Here is a 16,283-nt window from a genome sequence, read left to right as displayed (position 1 = left end):
CTATCTAAACATCAAGGCTGTGTTTCCTGCTTCCACAATAATTGTAATAGTTATAAAAAACATAATAGCAACGGATAATATACCAATTAGAACTAATAATAAAGCTTTTCCCACTTCAGTAAATAAGTTTATAATGTTTTCGCTGGCAATTGGTTGTATAAGGGCCGCCACTAATTTATATATAAACATAAGCACCATAATTTTTATCGCAGGAATTATGCATACTAGAAACAAAGCTATTAGTCCAATAGTGCCAATTCCATTTTTTAATATAACCGAGCATCCGATAACAGTTTCCACTGCATCGGACAAAAACTTGCCTATTATAGGTATGAAATTATCTACGGCATATTTTGCAGTTCTTATGGTGATCCCATCAACTTTTGTACCTATTCCATATATAGTTATTATTCCAATGAATATAGTCAAAGATAGACTTACCAATACGATGATAACCTGTCTAATCAACTCCGATAGTTTAGAAAATTGAATTTTCTGTGATATATTACTTATTATCCCTATGATAAAGGAAAATAATATAAGTGGAAAAATCAATTCCTTAATCATAGATCCTATTATGTTTATAGTTCCAATTATCATAGGATGAAATAACAACTTCGTATTAACTCCACTAGCAGCCGTTAACAACGTTAACAATATAGGTAAAATTATTTGCATAAAGTTTACCATTTGAGCTACCGTCTTTTTTCCTAGATCTAAGGACAATATAAAACTGTTTATCATTAACATAGCTAAAATAATATAACATGCATAATGGGCTAATTGCCCTACGGTATCCTGCTCAAAACTACTCTGTAAATTGGTTAGTATTGAACAAGCTATAATGATTATTAATATTTGTGAGACCAATACTATATTATCAACTATTTCAGAAAAAAATATCTTAGAAATAGATGTTATTATGACTTTAATATCTAATGGATTTTTACCTTTTATTATTGATAAGACATTATCCCTTACATCTATTCTAGGATAATATTCTCCAGTAGACTTAACTATATCTTCCAATACCAGCTCTAGTTCACTAATATTTAAGTTATTTAGTTGCTCTCTAATAAACCTATCAGCTATACCTTCTTCCTCCATAGATTCTCCAAAAGAACATATAGATAATATGGAAATAAATAATATTACCTTTAATAAAATCCCAATGTTTTTTATCATTTTTTCACCTTTATGGAAGTATTTTTATTATCAAATCCATCAAAGCTAATAGTATGGGCATTGCAAGTACCATTATTATTATCTTTCCACCTAGTTCAACCTTTGAGGCTATAGCTTCCTCCCCTGCATCTCTAGATATTTCAGCCCCAAATTCCACTATATATGCAATGCCTATAATTTTAAGCACCGTAGTAAAGTATGCAAATTCCAAATTCGTATACCGCGTTAACTGACTTAATGTATCAACTACATATTTTAACTTGCCTAATAACATGGAGAGTATGAGAATCCCCGTAACTATACTGACCATTATGGCAAACTCTGACTTATTGGACTGTCGTAGTAGTACCACCAATATAGTAGAGACAATACCTATAGATACGATTTGCAATATTTCCATATGATCACTTCCTATCAATACAGTTGAAAAAGGGTCTTAATACTATCAAATAGTTTGCTTATCAAGCCAATAACCGCACCAAATACTATAACCACCCCTACTAGAGTAGTGATATATCCAAACTCCTTTTTACCCGCCTGGTCTAATAGCGTATGGAGTACGGATAACAATATTCCTATGCTTGCTATTTTAAAAATTAAATCAACATTCATATTTTTCTCTCCCCTATATAAGTATTATTACTATGGCAAGACCAATCAGTACCCCTAAATTTTTAAACATCTTTTCATTTTTATCCCTTTCCAATTTTGCCTCCTTTTCCAATAAAATTATCTGATTTAATATTAGTTTAAAGTTCTTTTCTTGATCTTCCCTATCAGAAGCCCCTAATATTCTTCCTAAGGACAAGAATATTTCTATCTCCTGTTGTTTAAAGTAAAGACTTTCCTTTAGAATATGCCTCACATGGAAAAAGCTATAATAAACATCCTCTACTCTGTTGTTCAAAATATGATCCCTAATCTCTTTAAATATAAAAGACACCTTCTTATTGCCTTTGTTGTACACATTTAATAAGGCTTCTGGTAAAGGCACTGCACCATATACAATCTCTGTTTCAAGAATTTTAATACACTGTTCCATATAAATTAAGTTATTTAGTCTATTCGAATACTTTTTTCCATAGCTAAACCCCATTAAACTAGATGAAAGTAGGACCAATGTTCCACCTGCAAATTTTAGAAAAACCATAAAACACCTTCTTTCTATTTTAATAGGGATTTAAATTTTTTACCTTCAACTATATCCTTAATAGTACCTATTCCTTTAGAATTATCTAAAAAAATATATCTCTCAAATATTCTATCCTCTATTAAAACCTTAAGACTCCTCCTTGAAACCAAATCTTCAATATTATTTCCATGAACAGTAGCGATAACTTTTACTCCAGCTTTAAGGCTTTCATGAATTGCTTCCACATCTGATACGCTTCCAATCTCATCCATTGCGATAATATCCGGGGACATAGCCCGTAATAGCATGGTAGTCCCATCTTTTTTATTGCAACCATCCAGGACATCCGTTCTGATTCCAATATCATGCTGTGGAATCCCATTATATACTCCAGCTAATTCTGACCTCTCATCGATTACTCCTATTTTAAGTCCTTTACTTAACAAGGGTGACCCATCGCTTAAACTCCTTATAATATCCCTTAAAAGAGTAGTCTTACCGCATTGAGGTGGCGATATAATCAATGTATTACATACACTATAAGGAAAGGCAATAATATGCTTTAATATTCCTTCAGCTATCCCCTTTTTCTCCCTTGCTATCCTTATATTTAGAGAAGAAATATCTCTAATAGTATCAATATCCTTAGCTCCGTATAGTACCTTTCCTGCTATTCCTACTCTATGGCCACCTTTCAATGTAATAAACCCATTCTTAATCTCCTCTTCGAAAGCATATATTGAATAATTACTAATCAATTTAAAGGTCTTCTGGATATATTCTCTTTTTATAAGCATGCCTTCAGTACTTCTTTTGGTAAGGGTGCCTATTTCAGTCACAAAATAATCATTTCCTTGAAAACTAACAATTAAGGGTTTCCCATTTCTTAACCTAATCTCTTCTGTTTTTTTCTTATATTTCGAGGGTATGTTTATTAGTGCTTTGTTTAACTCTAAGCATGTATATTCTAATACATCATCAAATATCCTCACTTCTTTATCATCCATAACATGTCCCTCCTTTATATATAAATATGAACAAGCTAAAATAATATGCAAAAAAATAAAGACTTAAACCAAATTGGTTTAAGTCTTTATTAACTAATATAGTTATTATTCTCCTTCTTCAAACTCGTCTATCATTTCATCATCACAGCAGTTACAATCAAATTCTATACAATCCATATCGTCTTCATCAAAATTGTCAAAAGGATAATAATCATATTCATCGTCATATTCATCAAATCCATATAATTCATCTTCCACATCTGATAGATCTTCATCGATATAGTCTACATACTCTTCTAATTCTTCATAATTTTCTATCATATCAGACATAACATCGGCAAACTCTTCTAAAGTATCAATAATATGTATCAATAGTTTGCCTTCTTTTGATTCCTCTCCAATCTCCATTCCCTCTGCCAATCCCTTCAGGTAAGAGACTTTTTGATAAAGGTAATCCATATTAATCCCTCCTCATAATTATATATTTATATTATTCCCTAGACTCTTGACAAATACTCACCTGTTCGAGTGTCTATTTTTATCTTATCTCCTATATTAACGAATAAGGGAACATTTACCGTTGCTCCTGTTTCCAATGTAGCAGGTTTTGTGGCTCCAGTTGCCGTATCACCTTTCACTCCAGGCTCTGTATGACTAACTTCCAACTCTACAAAATTAGGTGCTACTACCTCAAAGGGCTTTCCTTCGTAAAATCTAATTATAGCATTGTCATTTTCTTTAATGTACATAATAGCTTCCTCTACTTGCCCCTCCTCCAATGGCAATTGTTCATAAGTTTCGTTGTCCATGAAGTAGTACAGTACACCGTCATTATATAAATATTGCATCTCCTTAGTTTCAATACGTGCTAAGGGATATCTATCACTTGGGTTAAATGTTACCTCTTTAGTTGCTCCTGTCATCACGCTTTTAATCTTGGTTCTAACAAAAGCTGCACCTTTTCCAGGTTTTACATGTTGAAAGTCGATAATTTGATACACATCTCCATCCATTTCAAAAGTAATGCCTTTTCTAAAGTCGCCTGCAGATATCATATCAATTCCTCCTTAATCTTAACTCTATATCATATTGATTAATGCTTCCAAAGCCAATATATAGCTATATATACCCAATCCTGATATTTGTCCAGTACATACTGGAGCAGTAACGGACTTCCTTCTAAAACCTTCTCTAGCATATATATTGGATAGATGAACTTCTATTATCGGAATATCTAATATTTCTATAGCATCCCTTATGGCAATGCTATAGTGGGTAAAAGCCCCAGGATTGATTATAATGCCTTTAACATTTTTTTCTATACTTTGATGTAGCTTATCTATAATATCGCCTTCATTATTTGATTGGAATATATCTAATTCCATATGGCATTTAGTAGCCTTATCAAAGAGCAAAGAATCTATATCTTTTAAAGAGTAGTTTCCATATATAGATTCATCTCTCCTTCCCAATAAATTTATATTGGGCCCATGGATAACTAATATTTTCATTCTATCTTCCCCTTAATTTGCTTATATAATTATATCAGTCATTAGGTCTAACTACAATAGATATACTGATTAAAAATAAAAATTATTTCATTTCCTATCTCCTCAATAGATTTATTGTCCACGTTTATAATATGGTCTGCAGTAATTGAATATAATTCATATCTTTCTGCATATAGTTTACTTATACTATTATATAAATTGTCCATATCTAATAGTGGTCTATGGCCCTTTGATGACGTGGACGATAGTATATTGGATACCAGAGTACTAACATCGGCATTTAAAAAAAATACAACTCCATTATCTTTTAACACCTTCCTATTGCGAGTCTTCAGTATTGCTCCTCCACCAGTAGAGATAATTACACCATCTTTAGAGGATGTTTCTATTATAGCTTGCTTTTCCAAATGCCGAAAATAATCCTCCCCATATTTTTTAAATATGTAGTCTATAGTTTCTCCAGTATACTTAAGTATTATATCATCAGTATCTTGAAATTCAATATTTAGTCTATTAGAAATGTATTTTCCAACTGATGTCTTGCCTACTCCACTCATCCCTATTAATACAATGTTTTTCAAAATATCACCTTATTCATGATGAGGTTCCTTGTCCACGATTTCAATAGCTTTAGTAATTTCTTTTACCAGATCCACATCATACTGATAGTCTAAAGTATCAACTTTGGCATATAGTCCACCTTTTTCTGTAACAACATATTTGGGTTTTAAATTATTTAATGCAATTGCAGCAATATCTAATCTACATTTATCACAACCACAAACCTCGTCTCTATCTTTTAGTACTCTATCAATAGTGTTCATTACTTCATCTTCCATTAAGTTTCGTAACTCCATAATATCACGCTCCCTATAATAAACTAAAGCTAATTGATCTTAATTACTTCTACTTTTGGGTCAATAAAGCCAGGCAAGTAAATCCCATTATTTTTTATTTCATGAATACTATAATTAACCTCTACATCTTCATAATCTAATAGTTCTTCTGCATTCTCTCCCAATACTATACCGTTAAATTTTGCTTTAATATTAGGTTCCACAAAGATTTTGCCTCCATTAACAATTAGTATGCCATTAAACTCCATATCATTATATACTTTCAGATCCCCTTCAACATACATGATCCCTTTTAAAACTATTAGATCTGAAGGAACTTCAGAAAGAATAGATACTATCGTAATCCCATTACCGGTATTTTGGGCTAGTAAAAAAACTTTTTCTCTGTTTAATGTATATCCCTTAATAGGCATTTCAATACTATTTCTATATAATTCTACATTAGTTTGGTTGTCTATCCTCTTGATAATATTTATGCGGTCATAATCCATGGCTTCTATCCCCATCATATCACTGTTAAGGGGGGGTATTTGGATTTCCTGTTGTAAATAATCCATATACCCCATATATATTTCAGTTTTCTCGTTTTTTAGTATACTGGTAGATACTACTGGTAATCCCATTTCAAATATTTCGTTAATTATGGTTAATTTGGCAATAGCCTTCCTTTTTATATTATTGTAAATAGCCTGAGTTTGCAATTCTATTAATCTTCTATTGTCTTCTTTAGAAAAAGATAGGTTTATCCTATTGTAATTATCCCCTTCTATCATATCCTCATCATCTAGTATAATAATTTTCTTATCTGGATCGGCAATTCTACCCTTTTTTAAATACTCCTCTAACCTTGGTAGAAGCATATCTTTGTAATATTTATCTTTATTTAATACCATCAATATCTTACCTTCAGCTAGATAAAAAGCCTGGGTATTGTTTTTGCTTGAATTGAGAATCATATACTCTAAGTTGGAACTATAGGATAAGAATAAGCTAGACACCAATATAGTGGCCATTACTAATAAGGCCAGTATTGATATAAAACCTTTGTTTATTGTCTTACACACTTATTACACCTCGTAATTCAATATATTACGGGACATCTAATAATCAATTTAGTGCTGAATTTAGTTTCTCTTCTATATTCTCCCTTTAGTATAAAGCATATATCAATAATATTAGTTTCAAAATCTACCTCAGTCCCATCTATGGATATAACATAATCTGCAATTTTATTATGTCCACCAACATCAAAAGATCTTACCTTGGGATATGTGTCTGTTTTAGAATTAACAGCTATTCTATAGATAGAATTATCCCTAAGGTAGTAAGTTGAGTAATTATATTTCAATTCCTTATTAGGCATATAGTTTAAAATTACAAATCCAAAGTTATCCTTATACTTCTCATCTACCCCTTCAAATTTGCTTATGTGAATGATTTTATCTGCATATTGTATCTCTTTTTTTATGTATTCTATAGCATGTTTCCCATTTAACAGTACCTCATCTTCAATATCTCCTACTTTACAAGCATCTATTGTAAAATTAAGTATAGAATACAAGGGAATAACTATTGTTGCAACAATTGCTATTGATAGAACTAATTCAATTAATGTAAACCCATAATTGTTTTTTTTAACTTTTAATGATTTATTATTTTTGCGGAATAGGCATAAAAGCCACAATTGTAACATCCTTAAGCCTTTGCTCCTTATCAATAGGTGATACCTCCACACTAATCTTCCACAGTTCGGAAAAATCTTTCTCTTTATGTATAGTACACAGGTATTTCCACTGACTATTATCAGTATTTAGCGGCAATACAATAGTGACTTGCTCTTCATCCATCAGACTATCCGCTAATTCTATTAACTGAATATCAAATAAATATTCATCTTTTTGAGTACTATTATAATCAAAGGACTTCAATTGTTCAATAGCAGACTCTGCAATATATATCATCTCCATCTTATCTTTTGATAATTGCAAATTTCTTAGAGCAGTATTTAAAATAGGCAAACAGCTGACTGTGATTAGTCCTAACAAAAACAGCCCCATTAATATCTCCATTAATAAAAATCCCTTTTTATTCATAATCCTTCAACTCTCACATAATTTGAATTTATGCTATTACATACTGTAATACTATTTTTGATATATATTTACTTTCCCAGTAACAGGTGTAATAGTAATTTCGATTTTATCTCCATTTTTATCTTCAAGATATATAGTTCCTGCTTTAGATGGAATGCCTAGATAGCTAAAGGCTAACTGATTTCCCATATTTTTTGTTCCTTTTAATTTAATTCCATTTTTGAACTCATACTTTTTTAATACTACTTCTTTGTCCTCATATTTATTTATACAGTAGAAATTGTCTTCAAAATTCATATAGACACTATACATAGTTGATTCAACTATGGCTCTATTTCGTGCATATTCTATATCCTTCTTGAAGGTCCTCAGTTCTTTTCTTTCCTTAAAGTTTGAGGCTATAGTCCCTTTTAATGCTGGTATGAGCAAAAATATTCCCAATATACTAATAACCAACATTACTTCTATTAAGGTAAAGCCCTTTCTATCCATTGTCTCATACCTCAATCAATATTTCCATTCATTTAATAGATAGAGCATATATACAACTTCAGCCCTAGTAATATTATTTTTCATATTATTATAGGATTTGCTTCTATAATCTTTATGATAAAGTGCTTTAGCAGCAGTATTATACCAGCGGAAATTTTTATTGTTAGTTATTCTTTGCATTATTATTTCCACTTCCTTGTAGGTAATAGGATTATTAGGCTTAAAGGTTCCATCTGGATAGCCTTGGACATAGTCTTGGTTTATAGCATAACTAATCACATCTTTATAGGAACCAAATGTTTTGTTATCCTTAAAACTTTCAGATATATCGGGTATGGATTGGATTTGCCAACCATATACCCTACCTAACACAGTTAAAAATTCTCCTCTGGATATATTTTTATCTGGTTTAAAGGTATTATCTGAATAGCCTGATACAATATTTCTTCTAATAAAAGTGTTTATTTCGCCTTTAGCCCAATTACCTCTAATATCCGGTAATGACCTAGCCTCCCGATCGACCAAAACAACATATATATTTTCTCCCTTGGATAGGGAGTTAGGATTAATATTGGTTTTTATGAAGTTTTCATCTATGATTGAAGGCATATAGATCCACTTATCATCAACAAGTTTATATATACCTCCATTGTCCTTGCCATAGTACTCAAATTTTAGCTCCACAATATTGTCGTTGTCAACTACATAGGAATCGTTATAAATACTCACTTTATAAACTTCCGACGCTTTTATATATCTACTCTCCAATTTAGAAGGATTATAATACATTTTTTCTATGGCTACTGTAATAGGGTTATAATATGTTCCCTTATGAATATTCAGAAACAAATAGTTATCTAAGCTAGAAATCTCTCCCCCAGCACTTGGTACTACTGTTTCTACGTAGGAGCTACTATGTAAGTCTAAATTCATAGTTCTAAACTTTTCGTTATAGCTTTCTTCATAAGCTCTTTTGAAACCGGTTAAAAAACCTTCTTTATATTTATTCGAATCTTTATTTAGGGAATACTTTCGTATGATTGTCGAATCTGAAGGAATATTCCGTTTGTAATCTATTGATTCATTGCTAAAATAGTCTTTTGAACCATCTGCAGCTCCCAATATTGTCCCAATCTTTTCTCCATCCTCTATTCCTATTTCATAGGATGTTTTAATAGGCTCTAGGTTTGCCACTCTATATCCTTCATTATAACCAACTTTAAAGTTTCCCCTAAAAGCATCTAAGAAAACATGTCTATATTCATAGATCTCTTTATCTAAATTGTACATATCTATTAATTGCTTATTAGAAGGAATAGCCTTAGACCAGTTATTTTTATTTCCCTGATAAAAATCCCTATAGCCATATACCTCTCCTAAGGTTTTCCCCAATGTAGCAGCATAATCTATCCTTTCTTCTTTATGTTTATCGTCTTGATTCCCATCTTCTTTAGATTTCTTTGCAGAATTATATCCATACATAAATCCATCAATATAGTTGTCAAGAATATCCTCTCTATGCTTTTCATCATAATCCCATCTATATTCCATCTCAAGTCTATAAATTATTTCTTCATCCCTTGGCAATGCCCTATAGTAGGGAATATCTATGTCATTTTTTGCTCCCTCTATTTTGCCATCCTCATAACCTAAATTATATGCCTTTTTATCTATATCCCTCTTTATATCTAAACTATTACCATATACAGTAGGAATATGGCTCATAATCAAAAATATCAATATAATAATAGATATAGCTTCTCTAAACTTTTTCATCTATATCACCTTTTCCTATCTTGGTATTACCAGTATTTTGCCTTCCCATATATCCTTATCGGATTTTATTTCATTGTATTTCTTAATTATATTGGTCTTATTGGATGTCCCATAATTTTTAACACTGATCTTATTCAGCGTATCTCCTGATTCCACCATATAAAAGGTAAATCTCTCTATATTGTTATTATTGGATTTACGATACTTTGCTTCTAGTTTATCTATCAAAAGCACTCCATAATCGTCCCTATTATAACCTAGTTCCAAGTAAAACCGATCTAATTGTAATGGATATAGAGATAAATCCTGAGGTGGGGTAGCTTCTATGTATTGCCATCCTAGCCAGTTAATCCCTTTAGATAACTCTACATCTATCTTTTCACCAGCTTGTCCCTTCAGTCTATAGCCTAATGTAAGCGGAGAATAGGAATATGAGTATGCCCATATCCCAATAGATGCGGGCGGGTATTTGAGGATTATATCTTTATCCGTCAAATCCACATATGCCCTGTTTTCATCTTCTAATGCAAGTATATTATATTCCAAACGAAGGGAATACTTATTTAATTTGGAGTTGTTGGATTTAGATATACTGCCTTTTATCTCCTTATTAGAAGGAATAAAATATATATCCTCTTCTTCAAAATCTTCTAGTACTTCTCTATTATAATCATCCTTAGAAGCACCTTCATCTACAGAACTAGGAATGCCTTCACTGAGATTAGTACCGGAAAAACCACTGGAGTCTTCAATTGAATTCTCTAGATCCATATTATCCACTTCATCATATTCTTCGTAGGCCATAAAAGGATCGGATTTATCAGTTTTAATAATCCTACCAATATAGCTAGTATCCTCTTTCTTATCTGCTAATCCCTCTAAACTATAAACTTTTAACGATATATTCCCAACTAATTTTCCATCCACATTTTTATCCATTATCAAATTAGATATTAGCATCTTTTTAGGGCTTGAATTAATAGCTTCTATAATGGAAACAAGACCATCATAACTCCCCTTATAGGGAAGAACTATATTCATAGAATCTACCGTTAAATCCCCTATCTGTTCTTTCGTAGGCCTATCAAAATTAATATCCAGTATATCTATTTCCTCATTATTTAATAAGTTGTTTAATATATATATTATTTCTGGTTGGTCTATAGTTGCAAAATACTTGTTGAGTATCATAGCTTCTTCATTATGTAACCCTATCCATTCCTTATCAATGCTTTTTTCACCTTTTAACAGGGTATTCATTCGGGATATTTTATCCTCATAAGCCCATTTTTGTTCGGTCAACTCTTGCAATTTGCTAGCTTGAGGGGTGATAACAAATCTAAAAGTTACAATAAAAATAATCAATACCATCAATATAACAAACAGTAATTTCTCATTCTTCGTCAGAGGTCTCTTCATCTTCATCTTGTTCAATAGCGGGCTCATCTTCATCTATATTCACATCCTTTAGATCAATATTCAGATTGAAGTTATAATAGCCAACTTCGGAGGATATGTTTTCTACAAATATCTCCTTAAACTCTTCTATTACTTCTAAGCTTTTCCCTAATTCTGCAATGGAATATTTATTCTTAGATACTCCAACTATTTGAATACTATCATCATATATACTGATAGAGGTAAAGAAAACATCCTCTGGCATGCTTGATGTAATGCTCTCCAATAAGTATACATCTATAAAGCTCTCTTCCTTAACTAAATCATCTATTAGTTTTATTTTATCTAAGGACTGTTTAAACTCTGCTACTTCCTTCTTCTTATTTTCGATTCCTTTGACCCTTTTGTTTATTCGTTCATCTTCAACAGTAGCTTTTAATTTTCCAACATCCCTTTCAATCCGTCTAATCCTAATCTGGTTAAGTATGGTATAGGATAATATACAAATGGTTAACAATAGACCTAATAAAGAAAATACCAATCTTTTATCTATATTTATCTCTTTCTTCTCTATATATGGTTCAAAAAAATTTAAATCCTTCATATCTACACCTCTGACCTAATCATAGAGCCTATTGGATTAATATACTTAGTCATATCCCCCTGGAAACTTATATTATCTAAGGATTCTACTTTTATAGAAGGAATATCAAAATAATTTGAAAATAAATTAGGTAAACCACCGATATTTGAACTTCCTCCATATAATAAGATAGTGTGAATTTTGTTATCCATTTCTCTTGTGAAATAATATCTAAATATTATTTCAATTTTCTCGTTTAAAGTATCAAAAGCATTTTTTACAATACTAACTAAGCGACTATAATCCAGATCTTCTCCATCAATATGACTAATGTCATTAATTCCTTCTTTTGCCTGTTGAAGCTCTTCGCAGGTATATTCGTAAAAATTTAAAACACTCTGATCTATGTATTTCCCACCTATTTCAACTACACGGCTTAATTGAAGTATACCATTTTTAATTATTGAAACTTTGGTGCTATCATAACCTATGTCGATAGTAGCAAAAGTAATATTTTCCGTTGGATATCTATAGTTTATGTAATCTGTATATTTTATCAGTTTAGCTATGGAATTAGGTTGATAATCTAGGACTAAAGGGCTTAAACCTAGATCTACCAACAGATCGTAATGGTTTTTTACCATTTCCTTTGGTATGGCTATTATTAGTATATTTAACTTTTCTACTTCATCTTCGTAGAATCCACCTATAGTCTTAAATTGAACTATGTAATCATCCAGGTTCATAGGTATGTAATCTTCTAGTTGATAGCTTAATACGCTCTCAATTTCCTCCGGTTCCACCTTAGGAATTATTATCTCCCTGGTGATAATAGAAGGGCTATTAATATTTAAATATACATCTTTAGTTTTTAGTTTTCTATTATTTATTTCTTCATTCATTACATAGAATATTAGATCCCTGTCCATTATTTGGCCATTGACATAGGCTCCCTTTGGCATAGGAATGGTAAAAAAATTATCGATTCTTATCTGGCTTTTAGTTACCTTACCTTCTACAGCCTTTATTTCATAAGAGCCTATATCTAGAGAAAGAATTTTTCTTTTAGGAAGAAAGGACTTTAAATTCAATAGGTATCATCTCCTTTTGTACTCGTATATTCAATAACGGCGCCTTCTTTTTCATCAGTATTAGAATCTAGAATATTTAATAATTCAATAGATAAATCTGTAATAAATATTTCATTATTTATCTTAGCTTCAAGCTTTAGATTTAACAAATTGCCCTTTTGTTTAAACTGCAAACTATTGGCTAATATATTCCCTTCTAATAAATTTACTAGTTTTCCATCGCTTGTTTGTAATTTAATAGTATTTTCATCTAAAAATATATAGTTTTTATCTAGTTTAAAGCTGTTCCTTTCTTCATAGATATTTATTTCTGTTGCAAATTTTAATTCTCCTTCAATTTTCCTGCGGCAACTATTTAAATTACTTTGTACATCATATTTATCAACACTTTTATTAAAAGTGTTATAGTTAAATTGAAAGAAACTAAACACTAACAAACTGACTATTCCCAACAACGCTATAGTTAAAATCAACTCCAAAAGAGTTAAACCTTGATTTTTAGGTAAATTATTCATTTTTATCTTCCTCAATAGGGACGTAGGTTGAAAGTTCCACTTTCTTGTTGTTATCATCATAAAAAATTAAAACCTTTATCTTTGCTATACTAACTGTTATTAAATTTCCATTACTTTGACGTAAATCCAAGGGCTGCTCTTCAATAAAATATTTTATGTTTTTATCTTCATATTGGGGATAATCCTTTTCCAATATCTCGTCAACTATTTCTTTTACATTTTCAATATCATAAATTTGATCACTGGAATCAATTTTTGAACCTATTTTATTTAAAATACTACTCGCCTCCATTATAGCATTTAATCTATTACCGGAGTAAGTAATTCCTATATTGGTTTGTGTGAAAAGGCCTATGAAGGAAATTGAAACAATTCCCAATATAGCCAAAGTAATTAAAACTTCTAATAAGGTCAATCCCTTATTGTTCATGCTTATACCCCTATCCTTTTGACCAATAGATATCATAATTTTTATAATCAAAGTCCCTCTTTACTTTGTTTATTACTTCAATGTCTATTAATTTAGGATAATTGCTATCTATTCTTTGTTCCCAACTATTACCGCCGTCTTTAGAAAGCAAAAACCCATTGCCATTTTCGCTGTAAGCTATTATATAGTTCCCACTAGATGATATATATTTATAATCATAGTAGTATTTAGACCCTTTAACAGGGATTATATTCTCTCGTAGAAACCTATACCAATTTACACCATCCTGGGATGAATATATGGTGTTTGCGCCTCCAACAGCTATAAATTTTTCTCCCGTCCAGGTTATTTCATATAATGGATACCCTGTTCCCATTGACTTTACATTGCCCCTTTGCCACCTTGTACCATCATCTGAATAAATAATTATAGGATGACCATTTATGTTGTCAGCGCTATCACTACCTACAATTACAAACTTTCCATTACCGTATGTTATTCCATTATAAGTACCATTTATACCTGTATAGTTTTTTTTCCAACCGTTATCCTTTAGCTTGTAAGCTACATAATCATCATATTGTGTTGAAATACCTATTAAAGTATTATTCCCTTGAGCTAGTTTTTCTGCCTTAAATCCTGAGGTTGGTTTATGGATATCTTCCCATTCTTCATCCTTGTTAAAGTAATTTATTTTATCATTATTTGTATTAAGAGCATAAAACAAATCTTTTTCTTCTGAATATACTATATGTTTAAATCCATTTCCATTAGCCTTGCCTTTTGGTTTTCTCCAACAACCTTCAGGAATATTATAAATTAGAGTATCTACCTTGTTTCCACTTTCTCCACCTACTAAAATTAAAGTATCCTTTCCATTCCAAGCAAAACCACTTGGATTTTCTATATTTATTGTCCTATTAGTTTTATCCCTTATATCTAACTTATTATAACCCTCAAGATCCTTATCAAACTCATATATATTTCCATTTCTATCTATACCAAATATTATCCTGTCATTGGAGCAAGCTTTAAATTTTAACCTTGCTTGGATTCTGCTCTTGCTTTTATTATATTTTTGTTCATTTACTATCCCTATGGAATTTATGATTATATTATTATCATCATCCAATTTAATATCTATGGTAGCCCTATCTCTATCAGAAAACTGTACATTGAAGCTTTCTTCTGTCTGATTCTGGTTTTCCATTTCTTCTTTTATAATCCCTATATTATCTATTACAATATCTGCACCAGCTTTTGCAATATATTGAGCTTGAGCATTGTAGTGAGTAAATAGAGATTCCCTACTAGCTGAATAGCTTATTCTATATGCAGCAATGGATAATATGGACAATATTATGAGGCCAATAAGTAAGGTGATCAATATATTCCCCTTTTGATTATTCATAGACTCACCTCAAAATTTTTTCATATACCAAAGTATCAACTTATCTCCCCAGAACACAGTTATCATAAAAGCCAAGCAGATGAAAGGTCCAAAGGGAATAGGATCTTTTTTGCCTTTTATATTAAATAATAATAAAAATATTGATATAATTGCACCTAGTAAAAAAGATAGAAACATGGTTAAGGTAATTTCCTTTAAACCTAATATAAATCCTAATACTCCAATTAACTTCATATCCCCTCCACCCATGCCACCTTTAGATATCAATATTATCAACATAAAAACTCCACTAGGGACTATTAGAGCCAATATACTATTTATGATATTTATAGGTATATTATATATGTTGTATCTAAATATCCTATATATAAGTCCTAGAATAAGTAACCCAATGTTTAATGAATCTGGAATTATCATATGTTTTAAGTCTATAAATGTGATTACGATCAATATACTAAATATAATGCCATAAAATATAATATCCATAGTTAATCCTAATTTATAATATAAAGCTATATATAATAATCCATTTATGGATTCTACTATTGGGTATTGAAGACTAATTTTTTCACCACAATATGTACATCTCCCTCTTTGTAAAATGAAACTAAATATGGGAATTAAATTATACCTTTTTAAAGGAGTGCTACAATTAGGGCAATGAGATGGTGGATATATGATGGACTGCCCCTTTGGTATTCTATATATGCATACGTTTAAAAATGAACCTATGATAGTCCCAAATAGAAATATTAGTACATACATCTGTAGCCCTCCTTTTTTTATTTATTCTGTAGGTAAT

22 protein-coding genes are annotated in these 16,283 nt (G+C 30.9%); all 22 read right to left on the bottom strand.

Annotation, left to right across the window (positions count from 1 at the left end; translation table 11 throughout):
* A complete protein-coding gene (gene spoIIIAE / locus C3E88_RS03395; protein ID WP_236908756.1) occupies positions 1–1,185 on the bottom strand; it encodes a stage III sporulation protein AE in 1,185 nt (394 codons plus the stop codon).
* A gap of 10 nt (positions 1,186–1,195) precedes the next feature.
* Positions 1,196–1,585: a stage III sporulation protein AD gene (gene spoIIIAD, locus C3E88_RS03390; RefSeq protein WP_236908755.1), complete on the bottom strand. Its 390-nt coding sequence runs from the start codon at positions 1,583–1,585 to the stop codon at positions 1,196–1,198.
* A 14-nt stretch (positions 1,586–1,599) separates the two neighbouring features.
* Positions 1,600–1,797 (bottom strand): stage III sporulation protein AC, encoded by a 198-nt coding sequence (gene spoIIIAC, locus C3E88_RS03385; protein ID WP_236908754.1) that lies wholly within the window; start codon positions 1,795–1,797, stop codon positions 1,600–1,602.
* Positions 1,798–1,810: 13 nt separating this feature from the next.
* Positions 1,811–2,335: a stage III sporulation protein AB gene (locus C3E88_RS03380; protein WP_236908753.1), complete on the bottom strand. Its 525-nt coding sequence runs from the start codon at positions 2,333–2,335 to the stop codon at positions 1,811–1,813.
* 14 nt (positions 2,336–2,349) lie between these two features.
* Entirely contained in the window at positions 2,350–3,324 is a 975-nt protein-coding gene (gene spoIIIAA, locus C3E88_RS03375; RefSeq protein ID WP_236908752.1) for a stage III sporulation protein AA, read from the bottom strand.
* A gap of 105 nt (positions 3,325–3,429) precedes the next feature.
* Positions 3,430–3,783 carry a CD1247 N-terminal domain-containing protein gene (locus tag C3E88_RS03370; RefSeq protein WP_236908751.1) on the bottom strand — a complete coding sequence of 118 codons (354 nt, stop codon included), beginning with the start codon at positions 3,781–3,783 and terminating at the stop codon, positions 3,430–3,432.
* A 38-nt stretch (positions 3,784–3,821) separates the two neighbouring features.
* Positions 3,822–4,379 carry an elongation factor P gene (gene efp / locus C3E88_RS03365; protein WP_236908750.1) on the bottom strand — a complete coding sequence of 186 codons (558 nt, stop codon included), beginning with the start codon at positions 4,377–4,379 and terminating at the stop codon, positions 3,822–3,824.
* Positions 4,380–4,403: 24 nt separating this feature from the next.
* Positions 4,404–4,835, bottom strand: coding sequence for a type II 3-dehydroquinate dehydratase (aroQ, locus tag C3E88_RS03360; protein WP_236908747.1), 432 nt, complete (start codon positions 4,833–4,835; stop codon positions 4,404–4,406).
* Positions 4,836–4,882: 47 nt separating this feature from the next.
* A complete protein-coding gene (locus tag C3E88_RS03355) occupies positions 4,883–5,416 on the bottom strand; it encodes a shikimate kinase (RefSeq protein WP_236908743.1) in 534 nt (177 codons plus the stop codon).
* A gap of 9 nt (positions 5,417–5,425) precedes the next feature.
* Entirely contained in the window at positions 5,426–5,692 is a 267-nt protein-coding gene (locus C3E88_RS03350; protein ID WP_236908740.1) for a late competence development ComFB family protein, read from the bottom strand.
* A 29-nt stretch (positions 5,693–5,721) separates the two neighbouring features.
* On the bottom strand, positions 5,722–6,756 hold the full coding sequence (locus C3E88_RS03345; RefSeq protein ID WP_236908734.1) for a hypothetical protein: 1,035 nt from the start codon (positions 6,754–6,756) through the stop codon (positions 5,722–5,724).
* Positions 6,757–6,773: 17 nt separating this feature from the next.
* Complete coding sequence (locus C3E88_RS03340) at positions 6,774–7,409, bottom strand: PulJ/GspJ family protein (RefSeq protein ID WP_236908731.1); 636 nt, start codon at positions 7,407–7,409, stop codon at positions 6,774–6,776.
* A complete protein-coding gene (locus C3E88_RS03335) occupies positions 7,345–7,761 on the bottom strand; it encodes a hypothetical protein (RefSeq protein ID WP_236908728.1) in 417 nt (138 codons plus the stop codon). Before C3E88_RS03335 ends, C3E88_RS03340 begins: the two co-directional genes overlap by 65 nt.
* A 75-nt stretch (positions 7,762–7,836) precedes the next feature.
* On the bottom strand, positions 7,837–8,277 hold the full coding sequence (locus C3E88_RS03330) for a prepilin-type N-terminal cleavage/methylation domain-containing protein (RefSeq protein ID WP_236908727.1): 441 nt from the start codon (positions 8,275–8,277) through the stop codon (positions 7,837–7,839).
* A gap of 15 nt (positions 8,278–8,292) precedes the next feature.
* Positions 8,293–10,053 (bottom strand): S-layer homology domain-containing protein, encoded by a 1,761-nt coding sequence (locus tag C3E88_RS03325; RefSeq protein ID WP_236908726.1) that lies wholly within the window; start codon positions 10,051–10,053, stop codon positions 8,293–8,295.
* A 15-nt stretch (positions 10,054–10,068) separates the two neighbouring features.
* Positions 10,069–11,505 (bottom strand): LysM peptidoglycan-binding domain-containing protein, encoded by a 1,437-nt coding sequence (locus C3E88_RS03320; RefSeq protein ID WP_236908725.1) that lies wholly within the window; start codon positions 11,503–11,505, stop codon positions 10,069–10,071.
* Positions 11,447–12,055, bottom strand: coding sequence for a PilN domain-containing protein (locus C3E88_RS03315; RefSeq protein WP_236908721.1), 609 nt, complete (start codon positions 12,053–12,055; stop codon positions 11,447–11,449). Before C3E88_RS03315 ends, C3E88_RS03320 begins: the two co-directional genes overlap by 59 nt.
* Before the next feature lie 2 nt (positions 12,056–12,057).
* The gene (pilM, locus tag C3E88_RS03310) at positions 12,058–13,125 is read right to left on the bottom strand and encodes a pilus assembly protein PilM (RefSeq protein ID WP_236908716.1); all 1,068 of its coding nucleotides are present in this window, start codon (positions 13,123–13,125) and stop codon (positions 12,058–12,060) included.
* Positions 13,122–13,640 carry a prepilin-type N-terminal cleavage/methylation domain-containing protein gene (locus C3E88_RS03305; RefSeq protein WP_236908714.1) on the bottom strand — a complete coding sequence of 173 codons (519 nt, stop codon included), beginning with the start codon at positions 13,638–13,640 and terminating at the stop codon, positions 13,122–13,124. The genes pilM and C3E88_RS03305 overlap by 4 nt, the downstream gene beginning before the upstream one ends.
* On the bottom strand, positions 13,633–14,070 hold the full coding sequence (locus C3E88_RS03300; RefSeq protein WP_236908712.1) for a type IV pilus modification PilV family protein: 438 nt from the start codon (positions 14,068–14,070) through the stop codon (positions 13,633–13,635). Before C3E88_RS03300 ends, C3E88_RS03305 begins: the two co-directional genes overlap by 8 nt.
* Positions 14,071–14,080: 10 nt before the next feature.
* On the bottom strand, positions 14,081–15,481 hold the full coding sequence (locus C3E88_RS03295; protein WP_236908711.1) for a hypothetical protein: 1,401 nt from the start codon (positions 15,479–15,481) through the stop codon (positions 14,081–14,083).
* A 9-nt stretch (positions 15,482–15,490) separates the two neighbouring features.
* Entirely contained in the window at positions 15,491–16,246 is a 756-nt protein-coding gene (locus C3E88_RS03290; RefSeq protein ID WP_236908709.1) for a prepilin peptidase, read from the bottom strand.
* Positions 16,247–16,283 lie beyond the last annotated feature (37 nt).

The sequence above is a fragment of the Clostridium sp. Cult3 genome, assembly GCF_021655115.1.
Taxonomy (GTDB): domain Bacteria; phylum Bacillota; class Clostridia; order Tissierellales; family Tepidimicrobiaceae; genus PPXY01.
The sequence above is the reverse complement of the archived record's forward strand: the minus strand, read 5'-3'. Positions and strand labels throughout refer to the sequence as shown.